This is a genomic window from Streptomyces sp. TRM68416 (assembly GCF_014596915.1).
Classification (GTDB): Bacteria; Actinomycetota; Actinomycetes; order Streptomycetales; family Streptomycetaceae; genus Streptomyces.
In genome coordinates this window covers 59,087-73,848 of record NZ_JACVWU010000007.1, presented here as the reverse complement: position 1 = coordinate 73,848, position 14,762 = coordinate 59,087, and the positions used below count along the sequence as shown (strand labels likewise).

Here is a 14,762-nt window from a genome sequence, read left to right as displayed (position 1 = left end):
CTCTCCGTTCGGGGGGCGCAGCGGCCGACGCGGCGTCCGGGGGCGTTCTGCGCATGGCTTCATGTGAGGTCCTCGGTCGGATACGGGACGGGCGTCCGTCCCTTGTGTCCGTAGTTCGGGGCGGCGGCGGTCAGGGGTTGCACCCTGATCGGGCGATGTCGCTCGCACGCTCGTGCGCCCTCGTGCATCCACGAGTGGTTTTCGGCCTGAAGTAGGACGTGTCCGGGTTTCCCCGCCCGCTGTGTGTCCCGTCGCCGCGAGAGGACGACAATCGCCATGCCCCCACTCGTCGCCGCCCCCGCCGGATGACCGCCACCGAGGAGGACCCGGTTCCCGTCGGGGTGACGACCGGGTTCCTCGCCCGCAGGCTCGGGGTCTCGCCGACGACGCTGCGCTCCTGGGACCGCCGTTACGGGCTGGGCCCGGCGGCCAGGGTCCAGGGGCGCCACCGCCGTTGGACCGCGGAGGACGTCGCCATGGTGCAGGAGATGTGCCGGCTGACGGCGGCGGGTGTGCCTCCGGCCGAGGCGGCTCGCGCCGCAAGGCAACGCGCCGCCGACCGCAGCCGCACGGGCCCCGGGCCGACGGAACCGGAGTTCCCGTCGGCGGACGGGGAGCGGCCCCCGGTCCGCCGGAAGCCGCCCGCCGCAGCGCAGCCGTTCGCCGGGACGCGGTCGCACTCGCCAAGTGGTCTGCCGCTCGGCGACGTCCGCCGTGAGTGCCGCGGGCTCGCCCGCGCGGCCGTCCGCATGGATTCGGCCGCCGTGCAGGAGCAGGTGAGCGAGGCCGTCGCGGCCCACGGTCTGATCACCGCCTGGGAGACGGTGCTGGCGCCCACCCTGCGCGCGGTCGGCCGCAAGTGGGAGTCGAGCGGCGACCGTTATGTCGAGGTGGAACACCTGCTCTCCTGGCACATCTCGGCGGCGCTGCGCCACGCCTTCGTCGACGCGCTGCCGCGCCCCGGCACGCTCGACGCGCCGCCCGTGCTGCTGGCGTGTCTGCCCGGCGAGCAGCACACGTTGCCGCTGGAGGCGCTGGCCGCGGCGCTGGCGGAGCGCGGCCTGCCCGTCCTCGTGCTCGGTGCCGCCGTACCGCCGGAGGCCCTGCTGGCGGCGGTGCGGCGGACGGGGCCCGGTGTCGTGCTGCTGTGGTCGCAGTCCAGGGCCACCGCCGACACGGCTCTGGCGCACCACGCGGCCGACGTGCGCTGGGGCGTGCCCGGCGCCCGGACCCGGCCCCGGGTGCTCCTCGGCGGGCCCGGCTGGGGGCTGCGTGCGGTACAGGACCTCCCGCGCCCGCGTGACCTGCGGGAGGCGGTCGACATGACGCTGGCCGCGGAGCGGGGGACGCCCCTCGAGCAGGGACCGACGCGCCGCTCATGACGCCAGCGCCGCACCCTCCTCCTCGAGACAGCGGCCGAGGCGGTGCAGGCCGCGCCGGGCATGGCTCTTGACGGTGCCGAGCGGCCAGCCCGTCACCTGGGAGATCTGCGTCTGGGTGAGGTCGTCGTAGTAGGTGAGGGTCAGGACCCGGCGCTGCGCCTCCGGCAGTGTCGCCATCGCCTCGCGCACGACGACCCGGTCGAGCAGGGCCTGGGGTTCGGGCGTGTGCGCGCGGACCCGCAGCTCCAGCAGCGACCCGGCGACCTCCGTCAGCTCTCCGCGCCTGGTGCGCGCGGAGAGCGCGTCGGCCACCTTGCGGCGTGTGATGCCCACGAGCCAGGCGGACAGGGCTCCGCGCACGGGGTCGAACCCCGCCCTCCCCCGCCAGGCGGCGAGGAACACGTTCTGGGTGACGTCCTCCGCCTCGCCGGTGTCCCCGAGCGCCCGCCGGGCCATCGCGTGGACCAACGGGCGCCACGCGCGGTGCACCTCGGCCAGCGCGGCCTCCTCCCCGCGGACGAAACGCTCGGCCAGATCGGCCGCCTCGCGAGCCGCGGTCTCCGGCGACCGGCCCGGCGCGGGCCTCGTGGTCTCGGTGCGGACTGTCTGCCGTACGGACATGGCGACCACTCCCGGCTGGAAGGGACGGCGTCCGCGGTCCGGCGGACACCGACGGCCGCATCGGGCGGCTGCGTCCCCTCCACCGTCACGCGAATCGATGCAGGCGAACAACTCGCATCGACGTTGCATCGATTCTCGCCGTGGGGTCGTCCACGGCCTCAGTCCCGGGCGGGCGCGATCGCGGGCTCGGTGTCGGCTCGTCCCGGGTCCGGGCCCGGGTCCAGGGCCGCGGCCGGCCGACCGCCGCGCCGTCGGGCCGCCAGGGACTCGCGTGCGGCCTGCCGGGGGTGGCGGCGCCGCCAGTACGGGTTGTCGTGCGGCAGCTTGCTGGACACCCGGCCGTACATGCCGAAGCAGGCGATCAGCAGCCCCATGACGAAGCTGAAGAGGACGTTGGTCATGCCGAAGTCGAGGAAGTTGGCGGGGCGGTCCAGGACGAAGAGATGGAAGAAGCCGCTGAGCAGGAAGAGCGTGCCGACGGTCATGTTGAGTGTGGAGGCGAAGTTCCCGCCGATCACGGCGCCGCCGATCAGGACGAGGCCGACGGTGACGGAGAGGAGGCTGAGTACGCCGTTGGTGGACATCCCCGCGATCCGGGTTCCGTCCGTGTCGAAGGGGCTGAGCCGGTCGGCGAAGCCCAGGGTGCCGAAGACGAGCAGGATGACACCGCACAGGCCGGCGCCGTAGCGGTACACCTGGGCCAGTCGGTGGTCCACGGGCAGTTCGTCGCGAAGCCTCATGACGTCTCCTCTTCCTTGTTCCTTGCCAGGAAGCGTCCCGCCCGCCACAGAGCCCTTGCTCTGTCCGCTTTCGTCTCCTCTTCGCCCAACGGGCGGCGAAAGGTTGCAGCACCCCGGGCGGGCGCACCGCGCGCGGACGCCCCAGGCGGGCGCACCGCGCGCGGACCGTCGTCGCCGGGAGCGCATGAGCACCGAACCGCCGCCGGCCTCCGCGACCTACGATGACCGGCGACGACTGGAGGAGTCATGGCCGTGGATGTCAGCAGGCGGGCCTACCGCGCGCAGCGGTGGGCGGCGAGGGGGGCGCTGGCCGCGGCCGCGCTCGCGGTTCTCGTGCCGCTCGGCTACGGCGGTATGGGCGGCGTGCTGCTGGTGGTGGGCGGTGCTCTCGGTCTGGGGCTGGCGGCGGCCGGGGTGTGGTGGACGCTGACGTTGCGGGGGCCGTTGCGCTGGGCCGCGGCGCTGCTGGCCGTGGCCGTGCCGGCCGGGCTCGTGGCCCTGTTCGCGGCCACCCTGTTCTGGACGCTGCCGGTGTCGTTGGGGCTGTGGGGGCTGGCCGTGTGGAGCGGGCGGTACGCGTTGCGCGGTACCGGCGTGCACCGGGCGCGGGTCAAGGAGCGGCGGACCCCGCCGCCCGAGCGGCCGTTCCTGATCATGAATCCGCGGTCGGGCGGCGGGAAGGTGGGCCGGTTCGGGCTGCGGGAGAAGGCCGAACGGCTCGGCGCGCGTGTGGTGTTGTTGGATCCGGAGGAGCGGCAGGACGTGACGGCGCTGGCCCGGGCCGCCGTGGCGGACGGGGCTGATCTGCTCGGTGCCGCGGGCGGTGACGGCACGCAGGCGCTGGTCGCGGCCGTCGCCGCCGAGCACCGGCTGCCGTTCCTGGTCATCAGTGCCGGTACCCGCAACCACTTCGCCCTGGACCTCGGTCTGGACCGCGACGATCCGGCCGCCTGCCTGGACGCGCTGGCCGATGGCGTGGAGCTCATCGTGGACCTCGGTTTCGCCGGTGACCGCCCGTTCGTCAACAACGCCTCCTTCGGGGCGTACGCGGCGATCGTGCAGAGCCCCTCGTACCGCGACGACAAGATCGGCACCAGTCTGGAGCTGCTGCCCGACCTGCTCACCGGCCAGCAGGGGCCGCGGCTCACCGCCCGGGTGGGAGACACGGTGCTCGACGGCCCGCAGGCCGTGCTGGTGAGCAACAACCCGTACCGGACGGGCGATCCGTTCGGGTTCGGGCGGCGCGACCGGCTCGACGGCGGTGTGCTGGGGGTGCTCGGCGTCCGGGTGGACAGCGCGGCGGAGGCGGCGGCGCTGCTGCTGGATCCGCAGCCGCACGGGCTGACCGTCCTGACGGCCCGCGAGGTGCTCGTCGAGGCCGACGGGCCGGAGGTCGAAGTGGGCCTGGACGGCGAGGCGTTGGTCCTGCCCTCGCCGGTGCGCTGCCGTGTCTCGCCGCGCGCGCTGCGCGTCCGGGTGCCCCGCAAGCGACCCGGCGTGGCCCGGCGCCAGCCCCGTCTGGACTGGCGCCGGTTGCGCAAACTGGCGGCGACGGTGGGCCGTACGGCCGCGCCGCACCGCCATGGGTCAGCCGGTCGCCGTGGGCCTGCGTGAGACCTGCGTCGCCCGGTTCACGTCGGTGACGGGGCGCAGCCGGTAGGTGTAGGCGTACTCGCGGTCGGCGAACAGCTTGTACTCGTTGTGCGTCTGCGCGCCCCAGCTGTCGTCGCCGCCCACGCCCATCTGCCGGTGGCTCACCCGCAGGACGACCTCCTCACGCGGGGTGAGCTGGTAGTCGTGGCGCACGCCGACCGACAGGTCCTCCGGGGTGAAGTAGGAGGCGTTGACCTCGACCAGCGGCTCGCCGCTGACCAGCAGGCCGACGCCGTTCCGGTCGGTCAGGGCGGCCCAGCGGACGTCGGTGCGGTTGCCGTTCTCCTGCGGCCGGATGTACGGGGTCCACTGCTCGGCGACGGTCCCGGAGTACAGGCCGACGTCGGTGCCGTTGTTGCGGTCCCAGTGGTTCTCCTCGGGGCCCCGGCCGTAGTAGTGGAGCCGGTTCAGGCGACCGGGGAGGAGGAGCAGGGTGCCGACCTCCGGTATGTACGGCAGTGAACCCGCCCCCGGGCGCAGGGTGTTGTCGACCTTGATCTCGCCGTTGCCGAAGACGGTGTAGGTGGTGGTGTACGTCGACGGCGTGGTCGTCGGCAGGGTGCCGCCGACCTTGATCTCGACGGCCCGGTCGCGTACCGCGCGCACGCTCACCTCGGTCACCGTGCGTCGGGCGCCGGCGTCGCGCCAGGTCTGGTTGCGGGTGTGCTGGCCGTTGCCCTTGTCGTTGTCGGTGGGCGCGCGCCAGAAGTTGGGCGCGGGGCCGGAGCTGATGAGCGTGGTGCCGGCGGCCTTGTACGAGGTGATGACGCCGGTCTTCTTGTCGACGGTGACGGAGAAGCCCTTGCCGGTGACGGTGACGGAGTCCTCGCCGTCGGTGTGGGCGAGGGCCGGCACCTTGTCCAGGGGTACGGGGGTGACGGCCGGGCTGCCGGCGTCGAGGGGGAGTTGCTGCCGGGCCACTTCGAAGCCCGCCCGGGCCCATTTGGTGGGCTCCTTGGTGGTGAAGGAGAGGCGGAGGAAGTACTCGGTGCCCGGCGCGGGGGCGGCGGGCGGTTTCACCGGGAGGGGGATCTTCTTGCCGGACAGCGGCGGGACATCGAGCTGGGTGCGGCTCAGCCTGCCGCTCCGGATCACCTTCCCGTCAGCGATGAGTTCCCAACTGCCTTTGAATTCGCGGAGGTTGGTGAAGAGGTATTCGTTGGTGAGGGTGATCCCGCCGTCCGTCTGCGTGACGTTGACGGCCTGGTAGACGTGTTTGATCTCCGCGGCCTTGCCGGTGTGCCCGCGGTCGGCGGTGACGATGCCGTTGGCGACGAAGTTGAAGTCGTTGGGGTTGTCGCCCCAGTCGCCGCCGTAGGCGAAGAACGTCTTCTGCTTCGGCCGTTTCCGGGTGAGCGCGACGGTCGCCGCGTCGAACCAGAAGCGCACCCCGTCGTCACCGGGACCGCGGCCGGCGGAGGCGAGTTCGGCCGCGCTGAGGGCGCGGGCGTAGACGCGGGCCCGCCGGACGGTGCCGCTGAACTCCCGGCTGGGGTTGTCCATGTCGGTGGCGAGGGCGAGGGAGGCGGTGTTCGGGGCGGGCCGCTGGGTGGTGGTGCGGGTGGACTTCGCCTCGCCGTCGACGTAGAGGGTGAGCCGGCCCGCGTCCGCGTCGAAGACGCCCGCGACATGGTGTTCGGTGCCGGTCCAGCCGTCGGCGGGCACGGCCCAGGTGGTGGTGATCCACTGGCCGCCGCCGTAGATGAAGAACTCCAGGGTCCTGCCGTTCTGCTTCAGGGCGTAGTGGGTGTCGCCCTTGGCGATGATCGGCTGGTGGAAGCCGGTCACCTTCGGGGTGATCCAGGCCTCCAGGGTGAGGGAGCCGGTGAGGTCCAGGCGGGGGTCGCGGGCGAAGACGGTGCCGCCGGAGAGGCCCTTCGCGCGGTCGAAGGTGCCGGAGGGGTTGAGGATCTCGCCGCGCAGCCCGGCGGGGCCGGTCTCGGTCAGGAGGATGCGCTCCGGCGTGGGCCGGGTGAGGGACTGGTCGGCGAAGTCCCAGATCCAGCCGCCCTGGAGGACGTCGTGGCGGCGTATCACGTCCCAGTACTTCTTGAAGTTGCCGTTGGAGTTCCCCATCGCGTGGGAGTACTCGATCATGACGTACGGGCGGGTGTCCGCGGTGTCCTTCGCGCGGGCCTCGACGCGGGCGGGGCTCTCGTACATCCGCGAGCGGATGTCGCTGACGCCGGGCCGGTCGTCACCCTCGTACTGGACGACGCGGGTGGTGTCGTAGGACTTGATCCAGTCGTGCATGGCGACGAAGGTGCTGCCGCCGCCGGCCTCGTTGCCCAGGGACCAGATGACGACGGAGGCGTGGTTCTTGTCGCGGTGCACCATGTTCTGGGCGCGGGCCACGCATGCCTCGCTCCAGTCCGCGTGGTTGCCGGGGTACTCGCCGCGGATGGCGTGCGTCTCGACGTTGGCCTCGTCGACGAGGTAGAGGCCGTACTCGTCGCAGAGTTCCGCCCACAGCGGGTTGTTGGGGTAGTGCGAGGTGCGGACCGTGTTCATGTTCAGGCGCTTGATGACCTCGACGTCCCGGACCATGTCGGCGCGGGTGAGGGCGATGCCGCGGTCGGGGTGCATCTCGTGGCGGTTGGTGCCGCGGAAGGACACCGGCTGGCCGTTGATGCGCATCAGGCCGTCCTTGAGCGCGAACTCGCGCAGGCCGACCCGGTGCGACAGCGTCTCGACCACCTTGCCCGCCGGGTCGCGCAGCCGCAGTACGGCGGTGTAGAGATACGGGTGTTCGGCCGACCAGAGCTTCGGCGCGGGCACGGACTTGGCCGCCGTTACGGTGGTGTCCTCCCCGGTCGCTCCGACGGCGACGGTCTGGTTCAGCGGCCGGGACCAGACGGCGTGGCCGCCGGCGTCGTAGAGCTGGGTCTCGACGGTGTAGGAGCCGGAGCTGCCCGGCCGGTAGGCGCGCACGCTCGCGGTGACCGAGAGGTCGGCCGTCCGGTGGTCGGCGCCGAGCGGGGTCTCCAGCTTGAAGTCGCGCAGGTGGACGGCCGGGGTGGAGTACAGGTAGACCGAGCGGAAGATGCCGCTCAGCCGGATCATGTCCTGGTCCTCCAGCCAGTCTCCGTCGGAGTAGCGGTACACCTCGACGGCGATCTGGTTGGTGCCGGGCTTGAGGTGGTCGGTGATGTCGTACTCGGCCGGGGTGAAGGAGTCCTCGTGGTAGCCCACGAGTTCGCCGTTGATCCACACGTAGTGCGCGGACTTCACGCCCTCGAAGTGCAGGAAGGTGCGCCGGCCGGACCAGGAGCGGGGGACGGTGAAGGATCTTCTGTACTGGCCGACGGGGTTGTAGCGGGTCGGTGCGGCGGGCGGCTGCGGTTCCTCGCCCAGGCCGTTGGGGCCCCAGTAGGGGTAGGTGATGTTGACGTAGATCGGGAAGTCGTAGCCGTGCTGCTGCCAGACGGAGGGGACGGGAAGGGTGTCCCAGCCCTTGTCGTCGACGTCGGTGCGGTAGAAGTCCTCGTCCCGGTCGGCGGGGCGGTCGGCGTAGGCGAACTTCCAGGTGCCGTCGAGGCTGAGCCGGTACGGGGAGCGGGTGCGGTCGGCGGCGAGGGCCTGCCTGACGTCCGCGTACGGCATGAGCGTGGTGTGCGGGGGCTCGGTGCCCAGCCGGAAGACGGAGATGTTGCCGTTCCACTCCGGGGTCGCGTCGGCCTCCCCGGCCGCGCGGGCCGTCCGGGCGGACAGCGGCCCCGACAGGGCGAGCGCGCCGAGGACGGCGGCGCCGCCTTCCAGGAGTCGGCGGCGGCTGACGACTGGGGGGCGGATCGGGTGGCCGGCGGGGGACTCGGGCGCGTGCGGCATGACCGTGGCCTTCCTCGGGACGACAGTGCGGCTCTGCACTTGCTGTGAGGGAGCGTCAGATCTTGTGCGGTGCTGTCGAGAAACCGACCAAACCCTAGGATGGGAACCCAGGTGAAGCAATGATGCTGTCGTTCTTTGTGTGTTTCTGATGGGCGAGTTGGCTCACTGCGGCTGGATATCACCCGTGGGGCCGGAGCCCGTTCGGCGTGCGAGCCGGTCCAACTCGGCGCCGATCGCGGCCCGTACGGTGTCGTGGCGGGGGCCGAGCGCATACCGCTCCTCGCTCCACCGCTCCCGCGGATACAGCCACACCGGCAGGCCCACCAGCTCGGCCGGCTCCCACTCGTACCGCGGCCACACGTGCACGTGCAGGAACGGGTCGGTGTTGCCGAGGATCTCCAGATTGACCCGCCGGAAGGCCGGATCCAGCCGCGCGCAGGCCCGCTCGACGGCCTCGCCGAGCCGGTCCATGTCGGCCAGGAACGCCATCCGCTTCGCCCTCGGCAGCTCCGACAGCCGCCGCACCGCGGGGTCGCCCACCAGGAGCACCGAGTAGCCCGGCAGGAACTGCACGTCCCCGATGACCGCGAACCCCGCGTCCAGCCGCCGCAGCACGGTGGGATTCCCGCCGCGCAGCGCACTGCCGATCCGGTCCTTGCGCCAGTCGCCGCTCATGGTCACGCTGGCGTCTGCGGATCCGGGCGCCCCAGCAGCTCCGCCAACGGTGTTCCCGTACGTGCCGCCGCGATCCGGCGTGCCCGTACCTGGGCGCGGGTGCGCGGGCGGAACCGGGGTTCCTTGCCGCAGCCGCAGGCCTCGAGCCCCTCGTACCGCAGTCCCGCGGCCAGCACCACCGCGACGACGGTCCACGCCTTGGTGTCCCGGCGCCGCGGTGCCGCGAAGTCATGGCCCGCGCACATCATCGGCTCCGCGCACCGGGGGCAGCGGTGCCCGCCGGGCCCGGGGTGCCGCTTGAACGCCACGCGCAGGTCACGCACGCGTAGTGCAGCTTGTAGGACGTCTCGGCGTAGTGGCACACGAGGCGAACGTACCCCGGCGCGGAAACGGGTGGCGAGGCGGTTTCCGTGGAGGCCGCCTCAAGCACACCCGCCCGCACCGGAGTTCGCCACGGCGGGACCTGCGGAGCGCCCCCTACGCCGCGGCCTCCTCCGGCAGGGCCGTCGCCGGGCGCTCCTCGAACTGGGTCCGGTACAGGTCGGCGTAGCGGCCGTTCGCGGCCAGGAGTTCGTCGTGGGTGCCGCGTTCCACGACGCGGCCGGACTCGATCACCAGGATGAGGTCGGCGGCGCGGACCGTGGACAGGCGGTGGGCGATGACGAGGGCCGTCCTGCCGTCGAGGGCCTCGGCGAGGGCTTCCTGGACGGCGGCCTCGGAGGTGTTGTCGAGGTGGGCGGTGGCCTCGTCGAGGATGACGACGCGCTGGCGGGCCAGGAGGAGCCGGGCGATCGTCATGCGCTGGCGTTCGCCGCCGGAGAGACGGTAGCCGCGTTCGCCGACGACGGTGTCGAGGCCGTCGGGCAGGGAGCGTACGAGGTCGTCGAGGCGGGAGCGGCGCAGGGCGTCCCACAGGTCGTCGTCGGTGGCGGAGGGGCTGGCCAGCAGGAGGTTGGCGCGGACGGTGTCGTGGAACAGGTGGCCGTCCTGGGTGACCATGCCGAGGGTCTCGCGCAGGGACCGGGCGCTCAGGTCGCGGACGTCGACGCCGCCGATCCGGACCGCGCCGCCGTCGACGTCGTACAGGCGCGGGAGCAGGGCGGCGACGGTCGACTTGCCCGCGCCGGAGGAGCCGACGAGCGCGACGGTCTGGCCCGGTTCGGCGCGGAAGGAGATGCCGTGCAGGACCTGGTCGCCGCCCCGGGTGTCGAGGGAGGCGACCTCCTCCAGGGAGGCGAGGGAGACCTTGTCGGCGGACGGGTAGCCGAAGCGGACGTCGGCGAACTCGACCGAGACCGGCCCGTCGGGGACGCGTTGGGCGTCGGGCCTGTCCTGGATGAGGGGTTCGAGGTCGAGCACCTCGAAGACGCGCTCGAAGCTGACCAGCGCGCTCATCACCTCGACGCGCGCTCCGGCCAGCGCGGTGAGCGGGGCGTACAGCCGGGTGAGGAGGAGCGCCAGGGAGACGACGGCGCCCGGTTCGAGGCTGCCGTTGAGGGCGAACCAGCCGCCGAGGCCGTAGACCAGGGCGAGTGCGAGGGCGGAGACGAGGGTCAGCGCGGTGATGAACGCCGACTGGGCGGTGGCGGTGCGGATCCCGATGTCGGCGACGCGGCGGGCGCGGGCCGCGAACTCCGCGGACTCCTGCTCGGGGCGGCCGAAGAGCTTGACGAGGGTGGCGCCGGGGGCCGAGAACCGCTCGGTCATCCGGGTGCCCATCGCCGCGTTGAGGGTGGCCGCCTCCCGCTGCATCCGGGCCATCCGGCGGCCCATGCGGCGGGCCGGGATCACGAACACCGGCAGCAGCGCCAGCGCGAGCAGGGTGATCTGCCAGGACAGGGTGAGCATGACGACGAGCGTGAGCAGCAGCGTGACCAGGTTGCTCACGACTCCGGAGAGCGTGTTGCTGAAGGCGCGCTGCGCGCCGATGACGTCGTTGTTGAGACGGGAGACGAGCGCCCCCGTACGAGTGCGTGTGAAGAACGCGACCGGCATGCGCTGCACATGGTCGAACACGGCTGTGCGCAGATCGAGGATGAGTCCCTCTCCGAGCGTCGCCGACAGGCGTCGGGCGAGGATGCCCAGCGCCGCCTCCAGCACCGCGATGAGGGCGATGAGCAGGGCGAGCCGTACGACTCTGCCCTCGTCGTCGCCCGACACGATCGCGGTGACGACCCAGCCGGCGAGGACGGGGGTGGCGACCGCGAGGAGGGCGGTGGCCACCCCGAGCACCACGAACTGGGTGATCCGCCTGCGGTGCGGGCGGGCGAACGCGCCGATGCGGCGCAGGGTGGCGCGGGCGAGGGGGCGGCGTTCCTGCTCGGCGTTCATGACGCTGTGCAGCTGTGTCCAGGCTGTGGTCTCCATGCTCATGAGAGAGAACGTAGGACCTCAAGCAATGTTGAGGTCAACGTTCTTCCGGTAGTTACTACGACAGCCCCCTGCTCCTGCGACCACTCCCCCCGCGAAGGACCCGATGACCGGAAGTAAGCCCGAAGCCCTGATTCGGCAACCCGCCGTTGGTGCGGCGCGGAAAACCTCTCCGACTGTGACAGCGGTACACCTCCCCGACCTGCCCCCTGTCCCCGAGGGGCGACTCCCCCGACGCGTCCCGGTCCGCCGGATCCTGTGTCTGCTTCCGCTCCTGCTGGTCGCCGTGGTGGCGGTCCAGCACCGTGCCGTGCTGGCCGAGGGCTTCGCCCACCTCGGCACCGCCCGCTGGCCCTGGCTGCTGGTGGCGGTCTGCGCCACCTGTCTGACGTGGGTGGCCGCCGCCTGCACCCGGCAGGGCGCGGTCGTCGAGCGGCTGCCGCCGGGCCGGCTGCTCGCCACGCAGTTCGCGGCCGGCGCGGCCAACCACCTGCTGCCCACCGGACTGGGGGCGAGCGCGGTCAACCTGCGGTTCATGACCGTGTGCGGGCTGTCGCTCGCCCGCTCCTCCGCCGCCCTGGCCCTCTATCTGCTCGCGGAGGCGGTCGGCCGTGTGGGCCTGCTCGCCGTGCTGTTCCTCGCCTTCCCCGACGCGCTGCGGCTCGACGGCCTGCTGCCCGACGGGGCGATCGGCCCGTTGCTGCTCGCCGCGGCCGCGGTCGTGCTGGTGGCGGCGGGCGTGCTGGCCCTGGTGCGGCGGGTGCGGGCCACGGTGGTCTCCTTCCTGCGGACCGCGCTCGGCGAGGCTCGCTCGGTCCACGCCCGCCCGTCCCGGGCACTCGCCCTGTGGGGCGGCGCGTTCGCCTTCCCCGCGCTCCAGGCGGCCGGACTGGTCGCGGTGGGGCGGGCGTTGGGGCTGTCGGTGCCGCCCGCGCACCTGGCCGTCGCCTATCTGGCCGCGACGGTCGCGGTGGCGCTGGTGCCCACGCCGGGCGGGCTCGGCTCGGTCGAGGCGGCGCTGGTCGTGGCGCTGGTGGCGGCGGGCGGTCCGGCGGCCGTGGCGACGGCCGTGGTCCTCGCCTACCGGATCATCACCGTCTGGCTGCCGCTGCTGCCGGGGGCGTTGACGCTGGGGGCGCTGGTGCGCCGGAAGGTGATCTGAGCGGGCGGCCCGACCGGGTCCGGCATGGAACACTCCCCCTGTCGTCGCCCCGCCGAAGGGAGTTCCGCCATGCCGGTCCGCGTCGAACGCCAGGGTCCCGTCACCACCGTGATCCTCTCCCGCCCCGAGGTCCGCAACGCCGTCGACGGCCCCACGGCCGCCGAACTGGCGGACGCTTTCCGGGAGTTCGAGGCGGACGAGCAGGCGCGGGCGGCGGTGCTGTGGGGCGAGGGCGGCACGTTCTGCGCGGGCGCGGACCTCAAGGCGCTGGGCACGGAGCAGAGCAACCGGGTCGCGGAGGACGGCGACGGCCCGATGGGCCCGACCCGCATGCGGCTGTCCAAGCCGGTGATCGCGGCGGTCGCCGGACACGCCGTGGCCGGGGGCCTGGAGCTGGCCCTCTGGTGCGATCTGCGGGTGGCCGAACAGGACGCGGTCTTCGGCGTGTTCTGCCGCCGCTGGGGCGTCCCGCTCATCGACGGGGGCACGGTACGGCTGCCCCGGCTGATCGGCACGAGTCGCGCCCTGGACCTGATCCTCACCGGCCGCCCGGTACCGGCCGCCGAGGCCTACGACATCGGCCTCGCCAACCGCCTCGTCGCCACCGGCACCGCCCGCACCGAGGCGGAGGCCCTGGCCGCGTCGATCGCCCGCTTCCCCCAGTCCTGCCTGCGCTCGGACCGGGCGTCGGTCCTGGCCCAGGAAGGCCTGGACGAGGAGACGGCCCTGCGCTCCGAACTCCTCCACGGGATGGGCGTGTTGGCGGAGAGCCCGGAAGGGGCGGGACGGTTCGCGGCGGGAGCGGGACGGCACGGAGTGTTCACGGATCTCCACCCCCCGCAGTCCTCGCTGTGACGCCGGCCGCCCCGCCGGGACGGCGGTCAACGACGACAGTGCGGTGACATTCCCGGACGCACCCCCCGTCGGGAGGCGGTGCCGGACCGCCCTCCAGCGGCCCCCGGGCGCACCCGAGTTGACGGCGGCGCCTTTGACCTCCGGGCGGAAGCACCGCGTCAGGTGCGGACGGTACGAACCCGTGTGCGCGATACGGCAGGATGAGCCCGTCGCGCCCGGTCGGTGCGACCGTACAGTCCGGAATTCGAGCAGGTGGCAACGTGACGACTCTTCACACCCGGCCGTCGGCGAGGCACTTCGCCGCAGCTTCTGTCCCCGGAGGTGACCGGTGAAGCGGGATCTCACTGTGGACGACCTGGTGATGGCCGGAATCGCCCTGGCCGCGGGCCTGTTGGCAGCGTTCCTGCTGCGGATGCTGATGCGCTGGCTCGCCAAGCACGCCGAACGCACCCGCTGGAGCGGCGACGACCTCATCGTGGACGCGCTGCGGTCCGTGGTGCCGTGGGCCGCGGTCCTGGGCGGGACGGCCGCGGCGGCCGCCGCGCTGCCGCTGACCAGGACGCTCCAGCGCACCGTCAACCAGACCCTGAGCGTGCTGCTCATCTTCGCGGTGACGCTGGCGGTCGCCCGCGGGGTCGCCGGACTGATGCGGACGGTCACCCAGTCCCGTCCGGGCGTCGCCGGGTCGGCCACGATCTTCGTCAACATCTCCCGGATCCTGGTCCTGGCGATCGGCTTCCTGGTGGTGCTGCAGACCCTCGGCGTCTCCATAGCGCCGCTGCTCACCGCCCTGGGCGTCGGCGGTCTCGCGGTCGCCCTGGCCCTTCAGGACACGCTCGCCAACCTCTTCGCCGGCATCCACATCCTCGCCTCCAAGACCGTCCAGCCGGGCGACTACATCCGGCTGAGCAGTGGCGAGGAGGGCTACGTCGAGGACATCAACTGGCGCCAGACGACGGTCCGCAACCTGGCCAACAACCTGGTCGTCATCCCCAACGGGGAACTCGCGAAGACGAACATGACCAACTTCATGCGGCCCGAGGAGCGGCTGACGATCCTGGTCCAGGTCGGGGTCGCCTACGACAGTGACCTCGACCAGGTCGAGCGGGTGACGAACGAGGTGATCGCCGAAGTGATGACCGAGGTCGAGGGGGCCGTCCCGGACCACGAGCCGATCATCCGCTTCCACACCTTCGGCGACTCCCGGATCGGCTTCACCGTCATCCTGGGCGTCGGCGAGTTCAGCGACCAGTACCGGATCAAGCACGAGTTCATCAAGCGTCTGCACCGCCGCTACCGCCGGGAGGGCATCCGCATCCCCGCTCCCGCGCGGACGGTGGCGCTGCAGCAGGCGGCGATGGCCATTCCGCAGCAGCGCGGCCCCGAGGAGGCGACCGAGGCGGTCTCCCTCCGCCTCGACTGACGGAGCCGCCACCGACCGGGGTGTGAAGTAGGTCACGCCTGAATCGGACGAGG

11 protein-coding genes are annotated in these 14,762 nt (G+C 72.6%); 5 read left to right on the top strand and 6 right to left on the bottom strand.

Translation table 11 applies throughout. The features are described 5' to 3' along the window. The first annotated feature begins 305 nt into the window (after positions 1-305). Entirely contained in the window at positions 306-1,382 is a 1,077-nt protein-coding gene (locus tag ICC28_RS13635) for a MerR family transcriptional regulator (RefSeq protein ID WP_188288788.1), read from the top strand. Here the strand turns inward: ICC28_RS13635 and ICC28_RS13630 are convergent. Both ICC28_RS13630 and ICC28_RS13625 read right to left on the bottom strand, forming a co-directional pair. Next, positions 1,377-2,003 carry a sigma-70 family RNA polymerase sigma factor gene (locus ICC28_RS13630; RefSeq protein ID WP_188288787.1) on the bottom strand — a complete coding sequence of 209 codons (627 nt, stop codon included), beginning with the start codon at positions 2,001-2,003 and terminating at the stop codon, positions 1,377-1,379. The genes ICC28_RS13635 and ICC28_RS13630 overlap by 6 nt on opposite strands. A 158-nt stretch (positions 2,004-2,161) precedes the next feature. Then, positions 2,162-2,743, bottom strand: coding sequence for a DUF4383 domain-containing protein (locus tag ICC28_RS13625; RefSeq protein ID WP_188288786.1), 582 nt, complete (start codon positions 2,741-2,743; stop codon positions 2,162-2,164). Positions 2,744-2,989: 246 nt separating this feature from the next. Here ICC28_RS13625 and ICC28_RS13620 point away from each other — a divergent pair, with 246 nt between their 5' ends. Beyond that, on the top strand, positions 2,990-4,357 hold the full coding sequence (locus tag ICC28_RS13620) for a diacylglycerol/lipid kinase family protein (protein WP_188288785.1): 1,368 nt from the start codon (positions 2,990-2,992) through the stop codon (positions 4,355-4,357). On the opposite strand, the gene ICC28_RS13615 is transcribed toward ICC28_RS13620, so the two are convergent. The 4 genes from ICC28_RS13615 to ICC28_RS13600 all read right to left on the bottom strand — a co-directional run bounded on the left by ICC28_RS13615 (position 4,331) and on the right by ICC28_RS13600 (position 11,272). Next, a complete protein-coding gene (locus tag ICC28_RS13615; protein WP_188288784.1) occupies positions 4,331-8,224 on the bottom strand; it encodes a glycoside hydrolase family 2 TIM barrel-domain containing protein in 3,894 nt (1,297 codons plus the stop codon). The genes ICC28_RS13620 and ICC28_RS13615 overlap by 27 nt on opposite strands. 162 nt (positions 8,225-8,386) lie before the next feature. Continuing rightward, positions 8,387-8,899, bottom strand: coding sequence for an HIT family protein (locus ICC28_RS13610; RefSeq protein ID WP_188288783.1), 513 nt, complete (start codon positions 8,897-8,899; stop codon positions 8,387-8,389). Positions 8,900-8,901: 2 nt separating this feature from the next. Then, positions 8,902-9,222, bottom strand: coding sequence for a hypothetical protein (locus ICC28_RS13605; protein WP_317454009.1), 321 nt, complete (start codon positions 9,220-9,222; stop codon positions 8,902-8,904). Positions 9,223-9,376: 154 nt separating this feature from the next. Then, positions 9,377-11,272: an ABC transporter ATP-binding protein gene (locus ICC28_RS13600; protein ID WP_188288782.1), complete on the bottom strand. Its 1,896-nt coding sequence runs from the start codon at positions 11,270-11,272 to the stop codon at positions 9,377-9,379. Positions 11,273-11,447: 175 nt separating this feature from the next. Between ICC28_RS13600 and ICC28_RS13595 the strand changes: the two genes are divergently transcribed. The 3 genes from ICC28_RS13595 to ICC28_RS13585 all read left to right on the top strand — a co-directional run bounded on the left by ICC28_RS13595 (position 11,448) and on the right by ICC28_RS13585 (position 14,709). Next, positions 11,448-12,431, top strand: coding sequence for a lysylphosphatidylglycerol synthase transmembrane domain-containing protein (locus tag ICC28_RS13595; RefSeq protein WP_317454008.1), 984 nt, complete (start codon positions 11,448-11,450; stop codon positions 12,429-12,431). 69 nt (positions 12,432-12,500) lie between these two features. Beyond that, positions 12,501-13,286, top strand: coding sequence for a crotonase/enoyl-CoA hydratase family protein (locus ICC28_RS13590; RefSeq protein ID WP_188288780.1), 786 nt, complete (start codon positions 12,501-12,503; stop codon positions 13,284-13,286). 328 nt (positions 13,287-13,614) lie between these two features. Further along, positions 13,615-14,709, top strand: coding sequence for a mechanosensitive ion channel family protein (locus ICC28_RS13585; RefSeq protein ID WP_188288779.1), 1,095 nt, complete (start codon positions 13,615-13,617; stop codon positions 14,707-14,709). Positions 14,710-14,762: the final 53 nt, after the last annotated feature.

Excerpts from the sequence above, each read along its gene's own strand:
- ICC28_RS13635 (WP_188288788.1), top strand. The coding sequence starts at position 306 with ATGACCGCCACCGAGGAGGACCCGGTTCCCGTCGGGGTGACGACCGGG.
- ICC28_RS13630 (WP_188288787.1), bottom strand. The coding sequence starts at position 2,003 with ATGTCCGTACGGCAGACAGTCCGCACCGAGACCACGAGGCCCGCGCCG.
- ICC28_RS13625 (WP_188288786.1), bottom strand. The coding sequence starts at position 2,743 with ATGAGGCTTCGCGACGAACTGCCCGTGGACCACCGACTGGCCCAGGTG.
- ICC28_RS13620 (WP_188288785.1), top strand. The coding sequence starts at position 2,990 with ATGGCCGTGGATGTCAGCAGGCGGGCCTACCGCGCGCAGCGGTGGGCG.
- ICC28_RS13615 (WP_188288784.1), bottom strand. The coding sequence starts at position 8,224 with ATGCCGCACGCGCCCGAGTCCCCCGCCGGCCACCCGATCCGCCCCCCA.
- ICC28_RS13610 (WP_188288783.1), bottom strand. The coding sequence starts at position 8,899 with ATGAGCGGCGACTGGCGCAAGGACCGGATCGGCAGTGCGCTGCGCGGC.
- ICC28_RS13600 (WP_188288782.1), bottom strand. The coding sequence starts at position 11,272 with ATGAGCATGGAGACCACAGCCTGGACACAGCTGCACAGCGTCATGAAC.
- ICC28_RS13590 (WP_188288780.1), top strand. The coding sequence starts at position 12,501 with ATGCCGGTCCGCGTCGAACGCCAGGGTCCCGTCACCACCGTGATCCTC.